Source organism: Pseudomonas sp. GW822-FHT02E03 (assembly GCF_058802325.1).
This window is the reverse complement of record NZ_JBXAOA010000002.1, coordinates 256,875-280,243: the sequence shown is the minus strand read 5'-3', so window position 1 is coordinate 280,243 and position 23,369 is coordinate 256,875. Positions and strand designations below refer to the sequence as shown.

Annotated in this window: 20 protein-coding genes; 11 read left to right on the top strand and 9 right to left on the bottom strand. The window is 59.4% G+C overall.

Going from position 1 to position 23,369, the window contains the following annotated elements; genetic code table 11:
- Positions 1-162 precede the first annotated feature (162 nt).
- The 7 genes from AC1RQB_RS03120 (at position 163) to AC1RQB_RS03090 (ending at position 9,494) form a co-directional block, all read left to right on the top strand.
- Positions 163-1,161, top strand: coding sequence for a phosphate ABC transporter substrate-binding protein PstS (locus AC1RQB_RS03120; RefSeq protein ID WP_063342077.1), 999 nt, complete (start codon positions 163-165; stop codon positions 1,159-1,161).
- Between the two features lie 489 nt (positions 1,162-1,650).
- Positions 1,651-3,684: an ABC transporter permease subunit gene (locus AC1RQB_RS03115; RefSeq protein WP_198537226.1), complete on the top strand. Its 2,034-nt coding sequence runs from the start codon at positions 1,651-1,653 to the stop codon at positions 3,682-3,684.
- Between the two features lie 15 nt (positions 3,685-3,699).
- A complete protein-coding gene (pstA, locus tag AC1RQB_RS03110) occupies positions 3,700-5,370 on the top strand; it encodes a phosphate ABC transporter permease PstA (RefSeq protein WP_063342079.1) in 1,671 nt (556 codons plus the stop codon).
- 178 nt (positions 5,371-5,548) lie between these two features.
- Complete coding sequence (pstB, locus tag AC1RQB_RS03105) at positions 5,549-6,382, top strand: phosphate ABC transporter ATP-binding protein PstB (RefSeq protein WP_007896484.1); 834 nt, start codon at positions 5,549-5,551, stop codon at positions 6,380-6,382.
- A gap of 120 nt (positions 6,383-6,502) precedes the next feature.
- Positions 6,503-7,264 (top strand): phosphate signaling complex protein PhoU, encoded by a 762-nt coding sequence (gene phoU, locus AC1RQB_RS03100; protein WP_008073516.1) that lies wholly within the window; start codon positions 6,503-6,505, stop codon positions 7,262-7,264.
- Between the two features lie 181 nt (positions 7,265-7,445).
- On the top strand, positions 7,446-8,396 hold the full coding sequence (locus tag AC1RQB_RS03095) for a response regulator (protein WP_008073514.1): 951 nt from the start codon (positions 7,446-7,448) through the stop codon (positions 8,394-8,396).
- A gap of 201 nt (positions 8,397-8,597) precedes the next feature.
- The gene (locus AC1RQB_RS03090) at positions 8,598-9,494 is read left to right on the top strand and encodes a peptidoglycan DD-metalloendopeptidase family protein (RefSeq protein WP_008073513.1); all 897 of its coding nucleotides are present in this window, start codon (positions 8,598-8,600) and stop codon (positions 9,492-9,494) included.
- Between the two features lie 144 nt (positions 9,495-9,638).
- On the opposite strand, the gene AC1RQB_RS03085 is transcribed toward AC1RQB_RS03090, so the two are convergent.
- From AC1RQB_RS03085 to phoB, 3 genes are all read right to left on the bottom strand, one after another.
- Complete coding sequence (locus AC1RQB_RS03085) at positions 9,639-10,979, bottom strand: hemolysin family protein (RefSeq protein WP_008073512.1); 1,341 nt, start codon at positions 10,977-10,979, stop codon at positions 9,639-9,641.
- A gap of 123 nt (positions 10,980-11,102) precedes the next feature.
- Positions 11,103-12,389 carry a phosphate regulon sensor histidine kinase PhoR gene (phoR, locus tag AC1RQB_RS03080; protein ID WP_219734874.1) on the bottom strand — a complete coding sequence of 429 codons (1,287 nt, stop codon included), beginning with the start codon at positions 12,387-12,389 and terminating at the stop codon, positions 11,103-11,105.
- Positions 12,390-12,533: 144 nt separating this feature from the next.
- Positions 12,534-13,223, bottom strand: a complete 690-nt coding sequence (gene phoB / locus AC1RQB_RS03075; protein ID WP_007896474.1) for a phosphate regulon transcriptional regulator PhoB — start codon at positions 13,221-13,223, stop codon at positions 12,534-12,536.
- A gap of 152 nt (positions 13,224-13,375) precedes the next feature.
- Between phoB and AC1RQB_RS03070 the strand changes: the two genes are divergently transcribed.
- Positions 13,376-13,753, top strand: coding sequence for a COG4315 family predicted lipoprotein (locus AC1RQB_RS03070; protein WP_007896473.1), 378 nt, complete (start codon positions 13,376-13,378; stop codon positions 13,751-13,753).
- Between the two features lie 159 nt (positions 13,754-13,912).
- Here the strand turns inward: AC1RQB_RS03070 and ubiA are convergent, their stop codons facing one another.
- Complete coding sequence (ubiA, locus tag AC1RQB_RS03065; RefSeq protein WP_063342080.1) at positions 13,913-14,803, bottom strand: 4-hydroxybenzoate octaprenyltransferase; 891 nt, start codon at positions 14,801-14,803, stop codon at positions 13,913-13,915.
- Complete coding sequence (locus AC1RQB_RS03060; RefSeq protein ID WP_063342081.1) at positions 14,803-15,366, bottom strand: chorismate--pyruvate lyase family protein; 564 nt, start codon at positions 15,364-15,366, stop codon at positions 14,803-14,805. Before AC1RQB_RS03060 ends, ubiA begins: the two co-directional genes overlap by 1 nt.
- A gap of 200 nt (positions 15,367-15,566) precedes the next feature.
- On the opposite strand from AC1RQB_RS03060, the gene AC1RQB_RS03055 reads away from it, so the two are divergent.
- The 3 genes from AC1RQB_RS03055 to AC1RQB_RS03045 all read left to right on the top strand — a co-directional run bounded on the left by AC1RQB_RS03055 (position 15,567) and on the right by AC1RQB_RS03045 (position 17,370).
- Complete coding sequence (locus tag AC1RQB_RS03055; RefSeq protein ID WP_007896465.1) at positions 15,567-15,734, top strand: rubredoxin; 168 nt, start codon at positions 15,567-15,569, stop codon at positions 15,732-15,734.
- A 19-nt stretch (positions 15,735-15,753) separates the two neighbouring features.
- Positions 15,754-16,902, top strand: coding sequence for an NAD(P)/FAD-dependent oxidoreductase (locus AC1RQB_RS03050; protein WP_063342082.1), 1,149 nt, complete (start codon positions 15,754-15,756; stop codon positions 16,900-16,902).
- A gap of 192 nt (positions 16,903-17,094) precedes the next feature.
- Positions 17,095-17,370, top strand: a complete 276-nt coding sequence (locus AC1RQB_RS03045) for an HU family DNA-binding protein (protein ID WP_003213368.1) — start codon at positions 17,095-17,097, stop codon at positions 17,368-17,370.
- A 99-nt stretch (positions 17,371-17,469) separates the two neighbouring features.
- Here the strand turns inward: AC1RQB_RS03045 and comJ are convergent, their stop codons facing one another.
- The 4 genes from comJ to AC1RQB_RS03025 all read right to left on the bottom strand — a co-directional run bounded on the left by comJ (position 17,470) and on the right by AC1RQB_RS03025 (position 23,365).
- Complete coding sequence (comJ, locus tag AC1RQB_RS03040; protein ID WP_008073507.1) at positions 17,470-17,949, bottom strand: competence protein ComJ; 480 nt, start codon at positions 17,947-17,949, stop codon at positions 17,470-17,472.
- Positions 17,950-18,040: 91 nt separating this feature from the next.
- On the bottom strand, positions 18,041-18,448 hold the full coding sequence (locus AC1RQB_RS03035) for a tetratricopeptide repeat protein (protein WP_109790654.1): 408 nt from the start codon (positions 18,446-18,448) through the stop codon (positions 18,041-18,043).
- A gap of 74 nt (positions 18,449-18,522) precedes the next feature.
- Positions 18,523-18,969 carry a hypothetical protein gene (locus AC1RQB_RS03030; RefSeq protein ID WP_008073505.1) on the bottom strand — a complete coding sequence of 149 codons (447 nt, stop codon included), beginning with the start codon at positions 18,967-18,969 and terminating at the stop codon, positions 18,523-18,525.
- Positions 18,970-18,991: 22 nt separating this feature from the next.
- A complete protein-coding gene (locus AC1RQB_RS03025) occupies positions 18,992-23,365 on the bottom strand; it encodes an RHS repeat-associated core domain-containing protein (protein ID WP_063342083.1) in 4,374 nt (1,457 codons plus the stop codon).
- Between the last annotated feature and the right edge of the window lie 4 nt (positions 23,366-23,369).

Here is a 23,369-nt window from a genome sequence, read left to right as displayed (position 1 = left end):
GGACGCAGAGCGTCCCGAGATGCATTCCCACGCAGAGCGTGGGAACGATCTATCGCTACATGCTGGCCTTTCATCCAATTGTCATATTTCAGCCATAGAGTGTTCACACGGCCTGCTGATACTTGGCCCCGACTTAACACACCTATCTGCTAGGAGTAAGGCATGAAACTGAAGCGTTTGATGGCGGCAATGACTTTTGTCGCTGCTGGCGTTGCGACTGCCAACGCGGTTGCCGCTGTTGACCCTGCTATCCCGAGCTACACCAAGACCACTGGTGTGTCGGGCAACCTGTCCAGCGTCGGCTCCGATACCCTGGCTAACCTCATGACCCTGTGGGCTGAGAACTACAAAAAAGAATACCCGAACGTAAACATCCAGATTCAGGCTGCCGGTTCTTCTACCGCGCCACCTGCGTTGACTGAAGGCACCGCTAACCTGGGCCCGATGAGCCGCAAGATGAAGGACAACGAACTGCAAGCCTTCGAAACCAAGTACGGCTACAAGCCAACCGCTATCCCGGTTGCTGTGGATGCCTTGGCGGTGTTCGTACACAAAGACAACCCGATCCAGCACCTGACCATGGAACAGGTCGATGCGATCTTCTCCTCGACACGTCTGTGCGGCGCTAAAACCGATGTGAAAACCTGGGGCGATCTGGGTGTGACCGGCGATCTGGCCAACAAGCCAGTGCAACTGTTCGGTCGTAACTCGGTATCCGGCACTTACGGCTACTTCAAGGAAGAAGCCCTGTGCAAAGGCGACTTCAAGCCGAACGTCAACGAACAACCAGGCTCGGCTTCGGTCGTGCAGTCGATCAGCTCCTCGCTGAACGGCGTGGGTTACTCGGGCATCGGCTACAAGACCGCCAGCGTGAAGACCGTGGCCCTGGCCAAGAAAGGCAGCACCGAGTTCGTTGAAGACACTGAAGAAAACGCCCTGAACGGCAAGTATCCGCTGTCGCGTTTCCTCTACGTTTACGTCAACAAGGCCCCGAACAAGCCTCTGGCCCCGCTGGAAGCCGAGTTCGTGAAGCTGATTCTGTCCAAACAGGGTCAGGAAGTGGTTGTGAAAGACGGCTACATCCCGCTGCCAGCCAAGGTTGCTGCAAAAGCACTGGCTGACCTGGGTCTGCAAGAAGGCAACAACGTAGTAAAAAAGTAAAACCCTAGGTCCGGGCTAAACCCGGACCTGTGTAGGAGCGAGGCTTGCCCGCGAAAGCGGTGGGTCAGTCAACATTGATGTTGAATGTAACGACCCCTTCGCGGGCAAGTCTCGCTCCTACAAATGCCGGTAAATACCGGCCTCCAAATTTCCGATCCACTGCCAGTTCCCGCTGGCGGCGGATTTGTTGCGTCACTGCATTGTCATCTTTCTGTCATACAGGATCGCTAGGGTGTGCGCATGAATGATCTGGCCAATTCCACCATGACTACAAATCCCCCCAAGCGAATTGACTTCAATACGCCTGAGCTGCAACGCAAGCGCCGTATTCGTGCGCTGAAAGATCGCCTGACCCGCTGGTACGTCCTCGTCGGCGGCCTCGCCGTTCTTGCCGCGATCACCCTGATCTTTTTCTTCCTCGGTTACGTCGTCGCGCCGCTGTTCCAAGGGGCCGACCTGACCGCCAAAGACGCCATCACGCCCGCCTGGATGCAAGACGCCGGCAAGCCACTGATGATTTCCCTCGAAGAACAGAACCAGGTCGCCATGCGGGTTTCCGACAAGGGCCAGGCATTGTTCTTTGATATCGACACGGGCACTGAGCTGCGCCGCGTCGACCTGCCGATTCCGGCCGGCACCAGCGTGACCTCCATCGGTGAAGATCAACCTGGCCAGCCATTGGTGGCGGTGGGCTTGTCCAACGGTCAGGCGCTGGTGTTCCGTCACTCCTATAAAGTCAGCTACCCGGAAGGCAAGAAAACCATCTCGCCGGCCATTGAATACCCGTACGGCGAAACGCCAATTGTGCTGAACGAGGCGGGCGGCGCTCTGGAGCACGTCAGCCTCAACGCTGCCGATTCGACCCTGCTGCTGGCCGGCTCCACCGGTGCGCAGTTGCATGTCCTGTCGCTGACCAGCGAAGAAAACATGATGACCGGTGAAGTCACCAACGAGCAGAAGCGCATTGAGCTGCCGCAAATGACCGAGCCGGTGAAGAACATCTTCATCGACCCGCGTCAGCAGTGGTTGTACGTGGTCAATGGTCGCGCTCAGGCCGACGTTTTCAGTCTGCGCGACAAGAGCCTTAACGGGCGCTACAAACTGCTTGAAGACGGCAATACCGAAGTCACCGCTATTACCCAATTGCTGGGCGGCATCTCGCTGATCGTCGGTGACTCCAAGGGTGGTCTGGCCCAATGGTTCATGGCTCGCGACCCGGATGGCGAGCAGCGTCTGAAGCAGATTCGTACTTTCCAGATGGGCACTGCGCCGATCGCTGAAATCACCGCCGAAGAACGCCGCAAAGGCTTCGTTGCCCTCGATGCGTCCGGCAAGCTGGGCGTGTTCCACAGCACCGCTCACCGCACTTTGCTGGTGGATCAGGTGGTCGACGGCCAAGGCCTTTTCGGCATGTCGCCACGGGCCAACCGCGTGATCGTGGAGCAGGGCGGAAAGCTGCAACCGTTGCTGCTCGACAACCCGCACCCGGAAGTCTCGTGGAGCGCGTTGTGGAGCAAGGTCTGGTACGAGAACTACGACGAGCCTAAATACGTCTGGCAATCGACCGCGGCCAACACCGACTTCGAACCCAAGCTGAGCCTCTCGCCGTTGACTTTCGGTACCTTGAAAGCTGCGTTCTACGCGATGCTGCTGGCCGCGCCACTGGCCGTCGCCGCGGCGATCTACACCGCGTACTTCATGGCTCCGGGCATGCGTCGCAAGGTCAAGCCGGTGATCGAGCTGATGGAAGCGATGCCGACGGTGATCCTTGGTTTCTTCGCCGGTCTGTTCCTGGCGCCGTATGTGGAAGGGCATTTGCCCGGCATCTTCAGCCTGCTGATGCTCCTGCCGATCGGCATTCTGGTGGCGGGTTTCGTCTTCAGTCGCCTGCCTGAGTCCATCCGCCTGAAAGTGCCGGACGGCTGGGAAAGCGCAATCCTGATCCCGGTGATTCTGTTTGTGGGCTGGCTGTCGCTTTACATGAGCCCGTACATGGAAACCTGGTTCTTCGGCGGCGACATGCGCATGTGGATCTCCCACGACCTGGGCATCACCTACGACCAGCGCAACGCGTTGGTGGTCGGTCTGGCCATGGGCTTCGCGGTGATTCCGAACATCTACTCCATCGCCGAAGATGCCGTGTTCAGCGTGCCTCGGGGCCTGACCCTGGGCTCCTTGGCCCTCGGTGCCACACCGTGGCAGACCATGACCCGCGTGGTGATCCTCACCGCCAGCCCGGGCATTTTCTCGGCGCTGATGATCGGCATGGGCCGCGCGGTGGGTGAAACCATGATCGTGCTGATGGCCACCGGTAACACCCCGGTCATGGAAATGAACCTGTTCGAAGGCCTGCGCACCCTGGCGGCCAACGTTGCAGTGGAAATGCCCGAATCGGAAGTCGGCGGCAGCCACTACCGCGTGCTGTTCCTCTCGGCGCTGGTGCTGCTGTTGTTCACCTTCATCATGAACACCCTCGCGGAACTGATTCGTCAGCGTCTGCGCAAGAAATACTCGTCGCTTTAAGAAAGGTAGAAGTCTGTGAAACAGAACTCCCTGAATGGATGGTTCAAGAGCGGCGCCCCCGGCGTCTGGATCAGCGGTGGCGCGGTGTCCATTGCGGTCATCATGACCATTGGCCTGCTGGCGGTGATTGCCGTGCGCGGTCTGGGTCACTTCTGGCCGGCGGACCTGATCCACGCCAGTTACGACGTGCCGGGCCAAGCCAATCACCTCGTCATCGGCGAAGTGGTGCAGAAGGAAGAAGTGCCACGCGAGCGCCTGAAAAGTGCTGGCCTGCCGGTGCCCGATCAAGGCCCGGAGTTCATGACCCGCGAGCTGATCAAGGTCGGCAACCGTGATCTGAACGGCACCGACTTCACCTGGATTGTCGGCGAGTGGCTGACCAACCAGAAAACCCCGCCTGAGCTGATGGCCATCGAGCGTCGCGAGTGGGGCAATTTCTACGGCTACCTGGTCAACGTCAAACAGGACGGCAAGGTCATCGCTGAAGGCGAGGCCGCATGGCCTGAGTTGCAGGCGCGCGTGGATCGCGTCAACCAGCTCGCCGCACAGCTCAAGACCCTGGAAAAGGTCGACATTGGCGCGATCAACGCGGGTCTCGAACGCGTGCGTCTGCACGGTCGCAAACTGGAACTGGCCGGTCGTCTCGACGCTGCCGCGCAAGCGGACCTGGAGTCCGAGCGCGCCGAGCTGAATGCCCGTTACCAGGACATCGAAGCGCGCCTGAATGATCTGCACGCTCAGTTCAACCGCGACAGCCTGACCGCTCGCGACGCGAACGGCAAAGAAGTTGAAATCGGCATCGGTAAAGTGGTTCACGCCTACCAGCCGAACGCCATGGGCACCTTCACCAAGATCGGCTTCTACTTCAGCAAGGTCTGGGAATTCCTCAGTGATGACCCGCGTGAAGCGAACACCGAAGGCGGGATTTTCCCGGCGATTTTCGGCACTGTGATGATGACCCTGATCATGGCGATGATCGTGACGCCGTTCGGCGTGCTGGCGGCGGTCTACCTGCGTGAATATGCACGTCAGGGGCCGATGACTCGCCTGATCCGCATCGCGGTGAACAACCTGGCGGGTGTTCCGGCCATCGTTTACGGCGTGTTCGGTCTGGGCTTCTTCGTCTACGTGCTAGGCGGTTCGGTCGACCGGTTGTTCTTCCCTGAAGCACTGCCGGCGCCGACCTTTGGTACGCCGGGCCTGCTCTGGGCCTCGCTGACCCTGGCACTGCTGGCCGTGCCGGTGGTGATCGTGGCCACCGAAGAAGGCCTGGCGCGGATTCCTCGCACCGTGCGTGAAGGCTCGTTGGCCCTCGGCGCGACCAAGGCCGAAACCTTGTGGAAGATCGTGCTGCCGATGGCCAGCCCGGCGATGATGACCGGCATGATCCTCGCCGTGGCCCGTGCCGCCGGTGAAGTGGCGCCGCTGATGCTGGTGGGTGTGGTGAAACTGGCGCCGTCGCTGCCGCTGGATGGCAACTACCCGTACTTGCACCTGGACCAGAAGATCATGCACTTGGGCTTCCACATTTATGACGTCGGCTTCCAGAGCCCGAACGTCGAAGCCGCGCGGCCACTGGTGTACGCCACCGCATTGCTGCTGGTGCTGGTGATCGCCACGCTCAACTTGTCGGCGGTTTATATCCGTAACCACCTGCGCGAAAAATACAAAGCGCTGGATAGCTGATTTCCATGTGGGAGCGGGCTTGCTCGCGAAAGCGGTGGGTCAGGCAGCATTGATGTTGAATGTGCTGACCTCTTCGCGAGCAAGCCCGCTCCCACACTGGATCGCGTCCAACCGAACATTTATTGGGCATGCCACAAGTGGCGTCCCGAACCGAATTTGTTAGCACAGGGAGCCTCCCATGCAGCACGAAGCACATACTCACGGCATCAACATGTCGGCCCTGGGCCGCGACAAACAGAGCCTGAGCCTCGAGCAGGAAACCGTGGCCATCGAAGTGCCGGGCCTGAGCCTGTTCTATGGCGACAAACAGGCGCTGTTCGACGTCAGCATGAACATCCCGAAACAGCGTGTGACGGCCTTCATCGGCCCATCCGGCTGCGGCAAGTCCACGCTGCTGCGCACCTTCAACCGCATGAACGACCTGGTGGACGGCTGCCGCGTCGAAGGCGCGATCAACCTCTACGGCAACAACATCTACCGCAAGGGCGAGGACGTGGCCGAGCTGCGTCGCCGGGTCGGCATGGTGTTCCAGAAGCCTAACCCGTTCCCGAAAACCATCTACGAAAACGTGGTTTACGGTTTGCGCATCCAGGGCATCAACAAGAAACGCATCCTCGACGAAGCCGTCGAGTGGGCGTTGAAAGGCGCGGCGCTGTGGGATGAGGTCAAAGACCGTCTGCACGAGTCGGCACTCGGCCTGTCCGGTGGTCAGCAGCAACGTCTGGTGATTGCCCGCACCATCGCCGTGGAGCCGGAAGTATTGCTGCTCGACGAACCATGCTCGGCACTCGACCCGATCTCCACGCTGAAAGTCGAAGAGCTGATCTATGAACTGAAATCCAAGTTCACCATCGTTATCGTGACCCACAACATGCAACAGGCCGCGCGGGTTTCCGACTACACGGCGTTCATGTACATGGGCAAACTGGTGGAATTCGGCGACACCGACACCCTGTTCACCAATCCGGCGAAGAAGCAGACCGAAGACTACATCACAGGACGGTACGGCTAGCCGTACAGCCGCAAGCGTCAAGCTGCAAGCGGCCAGAAAGAAGCGGTGCGATTTCAGGACTTATACATAACTGCTTGAAGCTTGCAGCTTGAAGCTTGCAACTTTCGCGGAGCGAACAAGATGATTAGTAAAGAAGGCCTTACCCATCACATCTCCCAGCAGTTCAACGCTGAACTCGAGGAAGTGCGCAGCCACCTCCTAGCCATGGGCGGGCTGGTCGAGAAGCAGGTCAACGACGCGGTCACCGCGCTGATCGAGGCCGACTCCGGGCTGGCCCAGCAAGTGCGTGAGATCGACGACCAGATCAACCAGATGGAACGCAACATCGACGAAGAATGCCTGCGCATTCTGGCCCGTCGTCAGCCGGCGGCGTCGGACTTGCGTCTGATCATCAGCATCTCCAAGTCGGTGATCGACCTGGAGCGCATCGGCGACGAAGCCACCAAGATCGCCCGTCGTGCCATTCAGTTGTGCGAAGAAGGTGAAGCGCCGCGCGGTTACGTCGAGGTTCGTCACATCGGCGACCAGGTGCGCAACATGGTTCGCGATGCGCTGGACGCGTTTGCCCGCTTCGACGCTGATCTCGCGTTGTCGGTGGCGCAGTACGACAAGATCATCGACCGCGAATACAAGACCGCGCTGCGCGAGCTGGCCACCTACATGATGGAAGACCCGCGCTCTATCTCGCGGGTCTTGAGCATTATCTGGGTCCTTCGTTCGCTGGAGCGAATCGGTGACCACGCGCGCAACATCTCGGAGCTGGTGATTTACCTGGTGCGCGGCACCGACGTGCGTCACTTGGGTCTCAAGCGCATGAAGGAAGAAGTTGAAGGCACAAGTGCCGAAACCGCTAATGTTCCGGGCAAAGCTGACGATAAGTAAGATTGCCCCTAGGAAAGCGCCCGGCCCTTTGGCCGGGCGTTTTTGTTTGCGTGGCCTTCGTATTGAAAAGCCGATTAGAAAAGCAGCACCCGCGAACGAAAAGTCCCGGCGTGACTGAAGAGTTTTGGCAAAGTGCCATCAGCCAGCGTTATGCTTGCCGGGATTTTTAAAGGGGTGTTGGATGAGCAAGATCAGTGTGTTGGTCGTGGACGATGCGTCGTTCATTCGTGACCTGGTGAAGAAGTGCCTGCGCAACTACTTCCCGGGGATCCGGACCGAAGATGCAGTCAACGGCAAAAAGGCCCAGGCCATGCTGGCCAAAGAAGCATTCGACCTGGTTCTGTGCGACTGGGAAATGCCGGAAATGTCCGGTCTTGAACTGCTGACCTGGTGCCGCGAGCAGGACAACCTCAAGACCATGCCGTTCGTGATGGTCACCAGCCGTGGCGACAAAGAGAACGTCGTCCAGGCGATTCAGGCCGGGGTTTCGGGCTACGTCAGCAAGCCGTTCACCAACGAGCAACTGCTGACCAAGGTCAAGCAGGCACTGAACAAGGTCGGCAAGCTCGACACCTTGATGAACAGCGCTCCGACCAAAATGAACTCGGCGTTCGGCAACGATTCCCTTAGCGCACTCACTGGTGGCAAGGCAGCGATCACCGCGCCATCGGCGGCACCGGTCAATCCGTTCGCCAAACCTGTCGCCGCCGCGCCAGCCCCGGCCGCCGCACCGTCTCGCGGCTTGCTTAACAGCCCGCCGATCAAGGCGCCTGCTGCCTCCGCAGCATCAGCCGGCGGTCGTGGCCAAGGCCAACTGCGCCTGCCAAGCGGCACTCAGCAATGCGTGATCAAGGCCTTGAGCATCAAGGAAGCGCTGCTGGTGGTGAAACGCACCGACACGCTGCCGCAAGTCCTCGACAGCGCCGTGCTCGACCTGGAGCAGGGCGATAACGCTGAAATCGCCCGGCTCAACGGCTACCTGCATGCCATCGTCGCCTTCGAGCCGAAACCCGACAGCGAATGGCTGCAACTGACTTTCCGCTTTGTCGACCAGGATGCGCAGAAGCTCGACTACATCTCCCGCCTGATCGCCCGTGGCACCGCGCAGAAGCATTTCGTGCCGGGTGCGTAACGTGTACCGCTGATCGTTCCCACGCTCCGCGTGGGAATGCCTCCTCGGACGCTCCGCGTCCGCTTCGGATGGGACGCAGAGCGTCCCTTGCTGCATTCCCACGCAGAGCGTGGGAACGATCATTTGAAACATCTGCCGACTACGCTGGTCCATTTCAGCTGCTAGGCTCCTTCCCAGGCCTTACTCGACAGAATCTTGCCCATGCTCGCGCGCCTGCTGTTTTTCTGTGGTCTGATCATGGCCTCCACCTCGGCTGTGGCCATGACGATTTACCGGTCCACCAACGCCAGTGGCGTGGTCTCTTACAGCGACCGCCCCACCAAAGGCGCGAAGGTGTTCGTTTTTCGCGACCGGATGGTCGAGCGCCTTGAGCGGCAGGTGTACCTCGATATCAAGAAGCAGAGGGGCATGGACAGTGTGTTCGTGCGCAACGATCTGTATGCGCCGGTCGAGATCGAGCTGAGTTTTTCCGGGCTGAATAATGTCAGCGGCGCGCCGAGCCGACCGATTCGTCGGGTCATGCCGGCGCGCAGTAACATTCGTCTGGCGCTGCTCAAGGCGACGAAGGCTGGAAGGCCGCTGGCGTATACCCCAAGGTTCGAATATTCACTGGGCGACCCTGCAGGGGCCGCCATGGCCTATCGATATCCATTACCCTGGCGCGGTGGGCCGTTTCGGCTGAGTCAGGGCGCCAATGGCCAGTACAGCCACTACGGGCCAAAGAACCGTTATGCGATGGACATCGCCATGCCCGAAGGCACGCCTATCATCGCGGCGCGCGGCGGGATGGTGGTGAAAACCGAGAATGGCCAGACCGGGCGCGGCAACGATCCGTCGGGCAATTTCGTGCGGGTATTGCACGATGACGGGACCATGGGCGTGTACCTGCACCTCAAGAAAGGCTCGGTCAGCGTACGGGAAGGTCAGCGCGTGGTGGTGGGCAGTGCGCTGGCGCTGTCGGGCAACACCGGCAACAGTAGCGGCCCGCACCTGCACTTCGTGGTGCAGCGCAATACCGGGTTGGGGCTGGTATCGATTCCGTACCAGTTCAATCAACCGGTAGGCGCGTTGCCCAACTTTGCGTTGGGCAAGCAGTGATGGGTTGTCTGGTCTGACGCATTCGCGAGCAAGCCCGCTCCCACATTTGATCGGCGTCGAACCCGATTTATGTGATCGACGCATAACAAGTGTGGGAGCGGGCTTGCTCGCGAAGGGATCAACACGGATCCGGTCAGGGATCGCTTAGTCCAGCATCAACACCTTCGCCAAAATGATCTTCGGCCCTTTCATCTTCTTGATGATGATCCGCAAGCCTTCGACTTCCAGCACTTCTTCCTCTTCCGGCACCCGTTTCAGGGTTTCGTAGACCAGCCCGGCGAGGGTTTCCGCTTCGATGTGGTCCAGATCGATGCCCAGCAGGCGTTCCACCTTGAACAGCGGCGTATCGCCCCGCACCAGCAGCTTGCCTGGCTGATACGCGAGGATCCCGCGTTCGGCCTTGCGGTGTTCGTCCTGAATGTCGCCCACCAGCACTTCCAGCACGTCTTCCATGGTCAGGTAGCCGATGATGTTACCGTCGGCTTCCTCGACCAGAGCGAAATGCGAACCGCCCTTGCGGAATTGTTCCAGCAACTGCGACAGCGGCATGTGGCGCGACACGCGCTCCAGCGGCCGGGTCAGTTCGGCGAGGTTGAACGACTCGGGAATGTGATCCAGCGCGGCCAGTTCCAGCAGCAAATCCTTGATGTGCAGCAGGCCGACGAACTCCTGGCGCTCGCTGTCATACACCGGGTAGCGGCTGAACTTGTGGCGACGGAACATCGCCAGAATTTCCTTGAGCGGCGCGTTGAACTCCAGCGTGACCAGGTCTTCCCGAGAGTTGGCCCAGTCGACCACTTCCAGCTCGCCCATTTCCACTGCCGAGGCCAACACGCGCATGCCTTGGTCGCTCGGGTCCTGGCCACGGCTGGAATGCAGGATCAGTTTCAATTCTTCACGGCTGTAATGGTGCTCATGGTGCGGGCCAGGTTCACCTTGCCCGGCAATGCGCAGGATTTGGTTGGCGCTGGCGTTGAGCAGGTAAATGGCCGGATACATGGCCCAGTAGAACAGGTACAGCGGCACCGCCGTCCAGAGCGACAACAGCTCGGGTTTGCGGATGGCCCAGGATTTCGGGGCCAGTTCGCCGACCACGATGTGCAGGTACGAAATGATGAAGAACGCCGTGAAGAACGAAACTGCCTTCACCACCTCAGCGGAATCCACGCCCACGGCACTCAGCACGGGTGCCAGAAGGTGCGCGAACGCGGGTTCGCCGACCCAGCCCAGACCCAGCGAGGCGAGAGTGATACCCAATTGGCAGGCCGAGAGATAAGCATCGAGCTGACTGTGCACGGTACGCAGGATGTGTCCGCGCCAGCCGTTTTTATCAGCGATGGCTTCGACCCGGGTCGAGCGCAATTTGACCATGGCAAACTCTGCCGCAACGAAAAAGCCGTTGAGCAAAACCAGGATCAGAGCAAAAAGAATCATGCCGAAATCGGCGAATATTGTTGCGAGGGTCAAGCCAGGGGAAGGGTCCATGATGGAGTTTTGCGGGTTCCGTGTATTCGAAAGGAAAGAAAAAAGTGCGCCTGAAGGGCAGGCACAAGTCAGCCAATGTAGCGGCTGACCGGGTAATTGCCTAGTGGCGGGTGCTGACCGGTATCAATCGGCGGCACTGATGACGCGGGATTTTGTCACTTGGGCTGGCGCAAAATGGCAAGTAAACGTGCTGCCGTGGCCCGGCACACTGCTGATTTCCATACGTGCCCGGTGGCGCAGCAACACATGTTTGACGATGGCCAGCCCCAGCCCGGTGCCGCCGGTGTTGGAGTTGCGGCTGGAATCGACGCGATAGAAGCGTTCAGTCAGGCGCGGTAAGTGTTTGCTGTCGATGCCGATCCCCGAATCCTGCACGCTCAGGTGTGCGCCTTGATCGTCACCCCACCAGCGAATGCGGATATTGCCCTCGGCGGGTGTGTACTTCACTGCGTTGAACACCAGGTTGGAGAACGCGCTACGCAATTCCGCTTCGCTACCCTTGAGCAGAATCGTCGGATCGGCTTCCAGGGTGATGTGCTGATTACGTTGACCGGACAGTTGCTGAGCGTCGCCCTTGATCGATTGCAGCAGGCTGTCGATGGACACCGGTTGATTGTCCGACGGGTAATCGGTGGCTTCCAGTTTGGCCAGCAGCAGCAAATCGTTAAGCAAGGTCTGCATGCGTCCGCCTTGCTGCTGCATCTGCTGCAGGGCGCGGGTCCAGCGCGGGTTCACTTCCTCGACGTTGTCGAGCAGGGTTTCCAGGTAGCCGCAGATCACTGTCAGCGGTGTGCGCAGCTCATGGGACACGTTGGCGATGAAGTCTTTGCGCATCTGCTCCAGCTGATGGATACGCGTCACGTCGCGTACCAGCATCAAGTGTTCGTTGTTGCCGTAGCGAGTGATGTACAGCTGAATGCGCAGGCGATCATTGATCGGCGAAGGGATTTCCAGCGGCTCGGCGTAGCTGTCCTGCTCGAAGTATTCCTTGAAGCGCGGATGGCGCACCAGGTTGGTCACGGGCTGACCGCTGTCCTGGGGGGTCTTGAGGCCAAGCAAGGTTTCGGCGGCGCGGTTCCACCATTCCAGATTGCCGTCGCTGTCGAGCATGATTACCGCGTCTTTCAGCGCAGCGGTGGATTCCTGGACCCGGTCGATCACGGCTTGCAAGCGCCCGCGCACTCGTTGGTCGCGGCGTTGCAGGTGGTAAATGCTGTCGAACACTTCGCCCCACAGGCCATAGCCATCGGGCGGTGCTTCATCGGGTTTGTGCAGGCGTAGCCATTCGTGCAAACGCAGCAGTTGCTTGAGGGTCCACGCCAGGTAAAGGCCCAGGCCCACGGCGAGGCTCCAGCCGTAGTAGCCGGAAATCAGTCCGATCACCAGGCAGGCGGTGACCAGCAACAGCATGTGGCGAATCAGGGTGCCATGCCAGTTTTGGTTCACGGAGCGTCCTAACGCAGCTTCAAGTTTCAAGCTGCAAGCTTCAAGTAAGAGTGACGGGCTCGGCTGCGCTTTTGCTTGCCGCTTATAGCTTGAAGCTTGCCGCTGCTTCTATGCCTTGGTGGAAAACCTGTAGCCAGTGCCGCGCACGGTTTGTACCAGATTTTCATAGGCATCGCCGAGGGCTTTGCGCAGGCGACGGATGTGCACGTCGACGGTGCGCTCTTCGACATAGACATTGCCGCCCCAGACCTGATCCAGCAACTGCCCGCGGGTGTAGGCACGTTCCTGGTGGGTCATGAAAAACTGCAGCAAACGGTACTCGGTCGGGCCCATCTCGGCGGGTTTGCCGTCGATGGTCACGCGGTGGCTGATCGGGTCCAGCAGCAAGCCGCCAACTTCGATCGGCGCTTCGCCATCGGTCGGGCCGGCGCGGCGCAGCACGGCCTTCAGGCGCGCCACCAGCTCTCGCGGGGAAAACGGTTTGGTGATGTAGTCATCAGCGCCGACTTCCAGGCCCTGGATCTTGTTGTCCTCTTCGCCCTTGGCGGTGAGCATGATGATCGGGATATCTCCGGTCAGCTCGTCACGCTTGAGACGGCGGGCCAGTTCGATGCCAGAGGTGCCGGGCAGCATCCAGTCGAGCAGGATCAGGTCCGGTTTGCGGTCGACGATAATGGCATGGGCCTGCTGCGAGTTCTCCGCCTCCAGGCAGTCATAGCCGGCCATTTCCAACGCAACGGCGATCATTTCGCGAATGGGCGCTTCGTCGTCGACGATCAGAATGCTCCTGCCAACCATGCGTTAATCCTCTTGTCATTTAACTGTCTTGCGCCGCATTAGATAACGGAATTATTGCAGTCGTGTGACAGTATTTTAGCCGTCCTGCGATTGGCGTGATCCTGAACTAAGCTCTAAGTCCGAATCCTGACAACCACAAGAGGAAGGTTTCCATGAATCACATTGCTCAATCCTGGAAGGCCCTGCTGGTCACGGCTGCGCTAACGCTGCCGTCCCTGGCCTTCGCCGCCGATCCGGCCATGATGAAAGACGGAATGATGGTCGATCACAAAGGTATGACGCTCTATACCTTCGATAAGGACAAAGATGGCAAGTCGATGTGCACAGGTGAGTGTGCGACGAATTGGCCGCCGTTGATGGCGCCGATGGATGCCAAGTCCACAGGTGACTGGACGCCGATCAAGCGTGACGACGGCACGATGCAATGGGCTTATAAAGGCAAGCCAATGTATGGCTACAAGATGGACACGAAGCCAGGGGATGCCATGGGTGATGGTAAAGGCGGCTTCTGGCACATGTATCGGCACTGATTGGCGCGCAAGATCGCACCTGTAGCAGCTGGCGCAGCCTGCGTTCGGCTGCGCAGCAGTCGTGAGTCCTGTGCACGCGGTTTACCTGTTACACCGCAGAGACAGATTTCACGACTGCTGCGCAGCCGAACGCAGCCTGCGGCAGCTGCTACAGATCAGTCAGCGCAACGCGTAATCCAGCACGATCCCGACAAAAATCGCCAATCCCGCCCAGTGATTGTGCAAAAACGCCTGGAAGCAGCGCATCCGGTCCTTGCTGCGGGTGTACCAGAACTCCCACGCAAAACAACCCGCCGCCGCCAGCAATCCAAGGTGGAACCAGCCGCCGAGTTGGAATTTCGAACCCGCCAGCAGCAAACACCCCAACGCCAAGCCCTGCAGGGTCAGAATGATCGCCCTGTCGGCGTCGCCAAACAGAATCGCCGTGGATTTCACCCCGATCTTCAGATCGTCGTCGCGGTCGGTCATGGCGTAATAGGTGTCGTAGCCCACGGTCCACAACAGGTTGGCGATCCACAACAACCAGGCCGCTGCCGGCAGTTCACCGGTTTCGGCGGTGAACGCCATCGGCATGCCCCAGGAAAACGCCGCGCCCAGCACCACTTGCGGGTAGTAGGTGTAGCGCTTCATAAATGGATAACTGAATGCCAGAGCCAAGCCGCCCAGCGACAGCCACACGGTCTTCGCGTTAGTACACAGCACCAGCAAGAAACTCACGCCCATCAGGACCGCGAAGAACACCAGGGCTTCTTTCGAGCTGATCTTGCCGCTCACCAGTGGCCGCTGTTCGGTGCGTTTCACGTGGCCATCGACCTTACGGTCCGCCCAATCGTTGATCACACAACCGCCGGCACGGGTCAGTACCACGCCAAGCACGAAAATCACGATATTGGCCAATGAAGGCGAACCTTCACCGGCAATCCAGAGTGCCCACAGCGTTGGCCACAGCAGCAGATAAATGCCGATCGGCTTGTCCATGCGGGTCAGCTGAATGAAATCCCAGGCCCGTGGGTTCAAGCGGTTCAGGGACTTGAGCAGGCTCTGGTACATCAGCAATTCTCCGGATGGGCGCGGGCGGCGCTCCACAAGGTCGGCAGGAAGATCTCGGCCACCAGCACGCTCAAGGCGCCGCGATCGAAACGCGAGCGCCGGCCCCACAGTTCAGGCGCCTGAGCATCCATCGGTAGCCATGCTTGAGGATAGTGACAAACCTCAATGGCCCGGCGCTGAAATGCCTGATCACAAAACAGCAATTCGCCCAGCGAACGGCTGCCCAATTCATCCATATGCAACCCGTCGCCCTGTAGCGCGCTACGCGCCGCCACGCTGCGGGCAAACACCCAGGCTTCACCGTGGCCGCGCAAATACACCTCGCGCACCCAGCCTTCACTGCCTTCGGCCAGCTCCAGCGCTGCACATTCGTCGGCGCGCAGCGATTGCCAGCCTTCGAACAGCGGCGTGACGCTGAAACCGTCATTCGACAAGCGGATCAGGCGCCGGGTCAGCGATCCTTCATCGAATAACCAATCGAGCGTAGACGTGTCGGGGAGGGGCGTCAGTTGGCTTCGAGAGAGCCAGAGCGGCGTCGGGGAGGGGAATTTTGAGTGCGGCACAGTGAGTCATTATTGGCAGCAAATGAGGCGGCGAGCTTACCATGTCACACGGCGATTTTGATTGATCCGGCCTGCCGTTGCGCCGAACAGGCTTGCATCTGCCGGGCGCGATCAGTACAAAACGCCCTGAGCCGGACGGCAGCGCTCCACCTATCGACCGTGCGCGCCGGCAAAAGCCTGAATCCTGAGGAAGTACCTGAATGAAAAAGTGGCAATGTGTGGTCTGCGGCCTGATCTATAACGAAGCCGAGGGCTGGCCGGACGACGGTATTGCAGCGGGCACGCCGTGGCAGGACGTGCCGGAAGACTGGCTGTGCCCGGACTGCGGCGTGGGCAAGATGGATTTCGAAATGATTGAAATCAACTAAGACAAGAAAGGAGCAAGGAATGAACGCACCTGTCGTGATCGTCGGCACTGGGCTGGCTGGCTACAACCTGGCCCGGGAGTTTCGCAAACTCGATGGCGAAACCCCGCTGCTGCTGATTACCGCAGATGACGGACGCTCCTACTCCAAGCCGATGCTCTCCACCGGCTTCGGCAAGAATAAAGACGCCGATGGCCTGAGCATGGCCGAACCGGGTGCCATGGCCGAGCAATTGAAAGCCGAAGTGCGTACCCACACGCGCATCAGCGGTATCGATCCGGGCCATAAACGCCTGTGGATCGGCGAAGAAGCGGTGATCTACCGTGACCTGATCCTGGCGTGGGGCGCGGAAACCGTGCGGGTGCCGATCGAAGGCGATGCCGCTGACGCCGTTTTTCCGATCAACGATCTTGAAGACTACGCACGCTTTCGCACGGCCGCGGCCGGCAAACATCGGGTATTGCTGCTAGGCGCCGGTTTGATCGGCTGCGAATTCGCCAACGACCTGATTCTCGGTGGTTACGAGGTGCAACTGGTTGCACCGTGCGAACAGGTCATGCCGACCTTGCTGCACCCGGCGGCGGCCGCTGCGGTCCAGGCCGGCCTGGAAAGCCTGGGCGCGCGCTTCCACCTCGGGCCGGTGCTCAATCGCTTGCAGCGAGTGGCAGACGGCCTGGAGGCGCACCTGTCCGACGGCCAGGTCATCCCTTGCGATGTAGTGGTCTCGGCCATCGGCCTGCGCCCGCGCATCGACCTGGCGGCCGCTGCCGGGGTGCAGGTCAATCGCGGCGTGGTGGTCGACCGTCACCTGAAAACCTCTCACGCCAACATTTACGCCCTGGGCGACTGCGCCGAGGTCGATGGGCTGAATCTGTTGTACGTCATGCCCCTCATGAGTTGTGCGAGAGCGCTGGCCCAGACCCTCGCCGGAAACCCTACAGCGGTGAGTTATGGCCCGATGCCGATCACCGTGAAAACACCGGTCTGCCCATTGGTGGTTTCGCCGCCACCACGGGGCGCGGAAGGCGTCTGGACGGTCGAAGGGCAGGGCGCGGACATCAAGGTGCTGTGCCGTGACAGCGCCGGCCAATTACTGGGCTATGCCCTGACAGGCGCGGCGGTGATGGAAAAACTCGCCCTGAACAAAGAGCTTCCCGCCTTGCTGGCGTAAATAGCGGTCGTTCTGTCGGAATCACCCCGCTTTTGCCCCCACAAAGGTCGCGGGGAGACTGGCGCCGCTCTAAAGCGCGTGCCATTCTCACTCCCGTCTGCCGCAGAGTAGAGCACCTGCGGCGCCTTAGGCGCTGTTCCAACGAGAACAGCACGGACATAACAACAAAAAACCGTCAAAGGGGCTTCACTAATGCGTAAACCAGAACTCGCTGCTGCAATTGCAGAAAAAGCAGACCTCACCAAAGAGCAGGCCAACCGCGTTCTCAATGCCGTTCTCGAAGAAATCACCGGCGCTCTGCACCGCAAAGACAGCGTCACGCTGGTGGGCTTCGGCACCTTCCTGCAACGCCATCGCGGTGCCCGTACGGGCAAAAACCCGCAGACCGGTGAGCCAGTCAAAATCAAGGCCAGCAACACTGTTGCGTTCAAGCCAGGCAAGTCGTTGAAAGACAGCGTTAATCCATAATTGCGGCGAACTCCCTGAAAAACGGGGAGAACCGTATTGAAAAATGGGCACACCGATTGAATCGGGTGCCCATTTTTTGTTGGACGCAGAGATGAATTTCTAACGAAGTCCCTCTACCAGTACCTTGTCTTTTTCTCCGCCCCAAGGATCGTCCAACAGGTACTTCACTGGTGCTTTGCTGTCCGATGGGACCAGAGTGATTTTGTAAAAAATCTCTTCACCCTCGCAAACCTCGAAGTACAACGCATAGTCGCGTTTCTCTAGATCAAGCTCGACCTTGAATTTTTCAGCAGCGGATGCAATTTCCACATGACTGGGATCCGTGACACGAAACGGCACCACTATGCAGCGCTGGGCGCTGGGGTCGAGGTTGAAGCTGTCTTCCAGTTTCAGGTGTACGTTTGCACCGAAAGCATCTTCGGGTAGAGGGTCAAACACAACATAGTCGCTATGGAGGACCGCACCCTGCTCCAGGTTAATCTTGCCCCATTGGCTTGAGGTTTCGTCGAAAGGCCGTGAGCGGAATTGAATTTGACTGTGGGAGATTAATAGGTCCACAGTTTGAGCGTTATTTTTCATCAGTAAACCTTGATCGGATCCTGTTCGATTCTTTGACGCCTCAGCCCTAGAGCCCTTGGGTTTGGTCAGGATTTTTTCTCTAAACAGAACTTCAGATATTTTTTGGTCTTTCCTGAAAGGCTCGTGCCTTACCGAAGCTATATGCATCATCAAAGTATTTATAAGCCTGTGAATAATCTTTCAGTTCAAAGTAGACCATTCCCAAGTTGATCAACGGACCTGTATCGATATCTGACTCTCGGCCATCCAGGGTCTTTTGCGCCCAATCTTTAGCGGTCTCGAAGTCACCGTTGTCGAAGTGCAGGTTGAAAAAAGAACCTGTGACCCATGACGACAAAGGTGTCCATTCAAGTTTTGGCTCAGGAAGCAAGTCCCAAGCCTTTTGGTACAGGGTCCGAGCTTCATCTTTTCTGTTTTGCTCATCGAGCTCATTGCCCGAGGCCATGATGGCCATTATCTTGTCTGCCAGCGTGGGGGTTTCATCTGCTAAGTTTTTCATATGATAGTTCTGTATTTATGGTAGACGTCCTGCTTGATACTTGACCGCTATAAGGGCGTCAGATTTCTAACAGCCTACTCTAGGATTTCCACTGCAGTCTCTCCTTCCAAGGTTTGGACGGCCGTTCGATAAATGACTGTCCAACTATCCTCTGGCGATCTTTTAAGAATATGTTTTGAGCCAAACACGTATATGGTGTCGCCAAGTGAAATTTTTTCTTTTATATGCTGTGCTGAGGGTGAGACTAAAAATTGATGTAAGAAGACCATGGGTTGGCCCTGATGATACAACCAGGCTGGTTCGCCCACCCATACAGGTTTTTCATTCAAACACAGGAACTCATTTGCTAGACGTTCAGTTAGCCATTTCTTTTTATTTTTTGGGGCGCCTTGCTCGACGTATTCGTTGTAAAGGCCCCTTGCAAAATCTTCTGCACCTTCGGCTTCCATCGACGCGGATTGCTTTTCTGCAATCTCCATCGCAGCGCCCCAGAACACGTGAAAATCCGTCAACCCGCTCATGTCTTCTCCTGTAAAGCCTGCTTTACCATTGTCCGGTGGTTTTTATAACTTTTACCAAGTCCCATCCCGTATGGCGGTACTTGTCCATTGACTCATGCCCCCAAGGTGTTGCTTTGGTCAGGTTCCAATCCTCGTGAGCGACTTTCGATCCGGCGCGCTGGGGAATGTACTGGTGGTTCAGTTCCATCGACACATCTATTCGAGCTGTCTTGCCGACACGCCCAAGCCGTCGGTTCCTTGCACTGTTACGGTAGCGGACCTCGACCCTCATTCTCGGCGCTTTACCTGCCGCCATTCGCGCCAGGTTTTTGGCGGAATACTTGCCTGGTGGAGCTTTACTTGCCGCTTTTTTCCAGTGACCTTTCCTTGCAGTACCCCAACATTTCCATCCCCATGGATCCACCCAGGCAATCGGATTCGGCGCGTATTGGTATAGGTTGAGTTCCCCATCCAACCCAATCGGATCGGGCGTCGTAAACCGCCCCACATCCGGATCATAAAACCTGAACGTATTGAAATGCAGCCCCGTTTCCCGGTCCAGGTACTGCCCCTGGAACCGCAAATTCTGCTCTTCAATGTAGTACGGCTCACGCACCTCTTCTAACGTGTTGCCCCACACCCGATAAGTCGCCTGCCAGACGTTGTGGCCGTCCGCTTCGGTGAGCTGTTCCGGCAGGCCGTTGAGGTCGTTGTGGTAGTAGCGGATTTTTTGCAGCGGGCCTGTCCCGTCAACCCGGGCCAGGGGTTCGTAACCTTCGTCTTCGTAGAGGTAGAGGCTGGTCTGCTGATGGCGATGTTCCTGCAACAGGCGCAGGCCGTCCCAGGTGAAGCGGGTTTCTCCCAGTGGATAACCGTTGCTGTCGTGCCCGGTTTTTTCGATGCGTCGGCCCAGCGGGTCGTAGGTCATCCTGACCACGCTGCCGTTGTCATTGCGCACTTCAATCAACCGGCTTTCGGCGTCGTAACCGAAGCGCTGCAGGCCCCGTTTAGCGCTGCGTTTTTCGATCATCCGGCCAAAGGCGTCGTAGCGGTAACGCTTGTCCTGATAGGTCAGCAGTTTGTTGTGCACCACCAGCCCGGCGCCGGGTTGCGGGCCGTCCAGCAGGTTGGCGGCGGCGTCGTAGGCGAAGGTTTCGCGCTGGCCGTGCAGGCTGTCCTGGCTGGCGATGATGCGGCCGGTGGCGTCGTAGTGCAGCAGTTGGCGGTGTTGCGTGGCGGGTTGCTGGTCGAGTTTGCCGATCAGGTTGTCGGCGGGGTCGTACTCGAAATGTTTCTGCACGGCGGCCGGCATCAGCGAGGGCTGGCTGCTGTGTCGGCGTTGGCGTGCGCGTAAGCGTCCGCTGCGGTCGTATTCGCTGCGGGTGCTGATCTGGCCTTGGGTGCGCAGCACTTCGCGGTGCAGGCGATCACGCTCGAAGTCGCTGATGACCTGGCCGTCGAGGTTGATCTGGTGCAGGTGGCCGCTGCCGTAGTGCAGGCGATTGATCCAGCGGCCGTCGGGCAGTTGGGTCTGGATCAGGTTGCCGAGTTCGTCGTAGTGGTGGTGCAGGCTGCCAGCCGCGCTCTGTTCTTCGAGCAACTGGCCGAGGGCGTCGTAGGCGAAGCTCAGGGTTTGTGCGTTGCCCTGGTGGTCGGTGAAGGTGACGGCGGTAAGCTGGTCCAGCGGATCGTAGGTGTAGTCGGTGCGGCCATCGTCGGTGACTTTGGCGATCAGCCGGCCGGCGGCGTCGCGCTCGAGTCGATGAACGATAGGGGCCAGGGGCGTCTCGGGGACCACGGCCAAACCGTTGCCATAAAGCGCCGGAACAACCGTGACCGCCGCGACGTTATCCAGCAGGTCATAGGTGTAGCGCTTGGCGCTGCCATCCAGATCCTGTTGTTCGGTCAGCCGATCGCCGGCATCCCAGGCAAACCGATAACTTTCACCGTTCTCATTGGTCAGCGCTTGCAGCCGTCCGTAGCTGTCATACCCGAACTGCACCTGCCGGCCATGGGCGTCGGTGCGCTGGCGCACCTGGCCGCGACGGTTGTGTTGATAGAGCGTGGTGTGCCCGGCCGGGTCGGTATAACCGGTCAACTGTCCGCTGACGTCGCGCTGGTACTGCTCGGTGCGGCCGTCCGGCAATTGGCTGCTGAGCAACCGCCCTTGGGCGTCATAGCTGAATTGGGTGCGTTCGCCGAGGGCATCGGTGATGGTTTGCAGATAACCCCGGTGGTCGTAGTTGAACCGCGTCGGATAACCCGAGCAATCGATGTGCTCGACCAGTTGGCCGAACGGGCTCCAGCGCAGTTTCTTGCTTTTGCCAGTGGCGTCGATGATCTCGACGACCTGGCCGTGGGTGTCGTAGCGGTAGCGGGTGATGTGGCCCAGCGGATCGGTTTCGGCGATGCAGTTGCCGCGCTGATCGTAGCGATACTGCCAGCTGTTGCCGGCGGCGTCGGTTTCCACCAGCGGCAGGGCCCAGAGTTCAAGCCATAGGGTCGAATCGCTGCGGCCCAGCGGGTCGGTTTCGCCGATCAGGTTGCCGGCGTCGTCGTAGCTGTATTCATAGCGACCGCCCTGCGGGTCGGTGGCGCTGAGCAGTTGGCGCTCGTCGTTCCATTCGAACTGCCAGGTCTGGCCGAGGTTGTCGGTGTACTCGGTGATCTGGTGCTGGGCGTTCCAGCGCCGTGTACTGACGCGCTGCAAGCCATCGGTGATGCGCGTGACACCGGCGACGAGGTCATAGTCGAACTGGTAGGCATCGCCTTCATCGGTCCAGTGCCGGACCACGCGCCATTCCAGGTCTTCAATCAGCGCCCATTCATAGAAGCAACGCAGCCCCGTGGGCAACTGGTGCTCGACCATCCGCTGTCCGGCGTCGTAGCTGAAGCACCGTTGTACCTGGCCGGTGGCGTCGCGTACTTCGGCCAGGTTGCCCCTTGTGTCATAGGCATAACTGGCAAGTATTTCGCGGCGTTGATCGGGGTACAGGCGCTCAACCCGAGCCACGCGGTCGCGTTCGCGAATCAGCTCGACCTGTACTAGATCAAAGGTGTCCCGCAGCCGAACAAGCTGCCCGACGTCGTCATAGTCGAGGTAGATACGGTTGTCGTTGCGATCGCCCAATTGATCAAGGCGCAGGAGCACCGTATTGCCGGGCGTTGGATTGAACAAGCGATACACGCCGTCATCACTTTCAATCAACAACTGCCCATTAACATGGCGTCGAACACTCAGCCCTTCCCCCGCACTGAACACCGCACCACCCAAGGGAATCGACCCCATATCGATGCGTCGGCCCTGCTCATCGGTGTAGACCAGCGTTTCACCACCCTCCGAGTGAGGCAGAATTTCGACGCACACCTCGTAGGACACACTCCAACCCGCGCCAAACAACCCATCGCGCCGCTCGTCACGGCTGTTGTAGAACCGCTGCCAATCCATCGGCAAGATGCCCGGCAACACGAAGTCCAGCTCTTCATCGCCCCCCAGCACCTTGGCCCCGGTCGCCGCGTGCACCGGGTTCGACGAGCCCATGGCGGCGTTGGCCATCGCGCCCATCGCGCTGCTGACGGCCATCGACGTCGCGCCGCCGATCAGCATGCACGGCAGTTTGCTGAAGAACTTCCCCTTGCCGCCCTTGAGCATCAGCAACGCCGTGACTGCCAGCCCCACGCCCGGAGTTTTGCCGCTGCGGATCTCACGCACCACCACCGAACCGCCACCGATGGTGACGTTGGAGGAAATCAGCCCGGACGACACCACCTTGGCGTCGCAGGTACTGCGGTCGCCGCTGCGCACGGCGGGCTGGCCGTTGATGGTGACTTTGTCCGAGCCCTCGGCCATAAACTGCGGCGGCATTGGCGGATGCTTCATGCAGACGAGCAGGTCCAGCGGCTTGGGCACCGCGCCGGGCGCGGGGGTGGCGACGGTGGGGCGCCACATCTGGGAGAAGAAGCTCTCGGCCATGTCCAGATAGCTGGGCTCGGCTTCCGGCTCGGGCGCCTCCAGTTCGGTACCGGCCGGCGCGACATGGGACGGGATCGCCCCGGCGGCGCGGGCGGCGGGGATGTTGTTGGTCAGGGTGTTGGTGGAGCCGGTGAGAATATTTGCCTGCACCGTGGGCGGAAACAGCGCGTTGCTGAAGCTCTCGCACAGGTTACTCAAGCCCTTGTCGGCCCCGGTCTTGCTCATGGCAAGGCCCACGATCGTGCCCACCACCAGGCCGAGCACGAAGCACCCCAACCCGCCTGTGACGACGGTAATGCCGGTGGCCGCGACCACGGCAGCAGTGGCCAGCGCGGTAATCGCGATGTTGGCTGCCACCTCGAGCACGCCGCCGAGGATGTCGGCCATCATCGAGGCGTGATCGAGCGCGTCGCCCAGGCGGGCGGCCCAGAGTGCGTCAGACATGCAG